This is a genomic window from Campylobacter sp. W0014 (genome assembly GCF_020135975.1).
In the GTDB taxonomy this organism is placed as follows: Bacteria; Campylobacterota; Campylobacteria; order Campylobacterales; family Campylobacteraceae; genus Campylobacter_D.
Window position 1 is genome coordinate 1 of record NZ_JACHTR010000074.1, and the last position, 1,030, is coordinate 1,030.

The 1,030-nt window shown below is 30.7% G+C and carries 1 protein-coding gene; it reads left to right on the forward strand.

Features of this window, described 5'->3' with window-relative positions; genetic code table 11:
* The coding region (locus tag H2277_RS08995; RefSeq protein ID WP_337201966.1) for a transposase at positions 1-1,030 on the forward strand (1,030 nt) is incomplete at both ends.

Here is a 1,030-nt window from a genome sequence, read left to right on the forward strand (position 1 = left end):
GCAATTAATCAAGAATTAATCAGTAAAAATACTTTAATTTTTGATGAAAAAATGCAAAAAGTGAATTTGTGCGAAATTACTGCCATTGATAATTTAAAAACTATAAATAATAGTTTAAACACTAGTAATTTAAATTTAACAGAGTCAAAAATAAACAATGATTTGGCTGTTTTAAATTTAAAATTCGAAAATTTAAGTGATGAGATTAAACAAGAAGCTAGAAATAAAGTAAAAATACTTAAACAAGTTGAAAAATATATTGAAGGTGGATTAAAACAAAAAAGAGCTTTAGAAATATTAAATATTAAAAAAGATGTGTTTATGAAATGGCAACAATCTTTCAAGACACATGGCATTCTAGGTTTAGTTGATACAAGAGGTCTTCATCGCAAAGATAAAACCAAGCTTAGCACTTGGATGCAAGAATATGCCTTAAGAGAGTATCGTACCTTTGCATCAGGTGGATTTAACTTTACTGAACTTTGGTGGCAAATTCACAAAGAGGCAGCACAAAAGGAAAGCTATGATTTCATAGGTTTTGATTTGGGAAAGGTAAAGCCACTTTTTAGTGTAAAAACCTTACAAAACTTTATTAAAAACTACTACAAAGATAAACCATTAGAACATTGCATTATCACTCAGGGTTTAGATAAAGCAAAAAGTAAGTTTCTACCTGCACAAGGCAATCAAAGAGAGCTTTATGACATGAAAAACATGTGTTGGCAAATCGATAGCTCTCCAGCTGATATTATAGTAAGAGATGATGAAACCTTAGAACCTTTTCGCCCTCACATCTTAAGTGTCGTTGATGTTTTTAGCGGTATGGGTGTGGCTACTTTAGTAAGTAAATCAAATTCTTTAAGCTTAACGCGTCTTTTATGGAAAGCAATTGATAAATTTGGTAAGCCTGATATGATAAAAGGAGATAATGGAAAAGATTATCTTTCTAAAGATTTTCAAAGCCTACTTGATGGGCTTAATATTACCTATGATGCAGCTATTGCTTATGCAGGAGAGCAAAAAGCTTTAG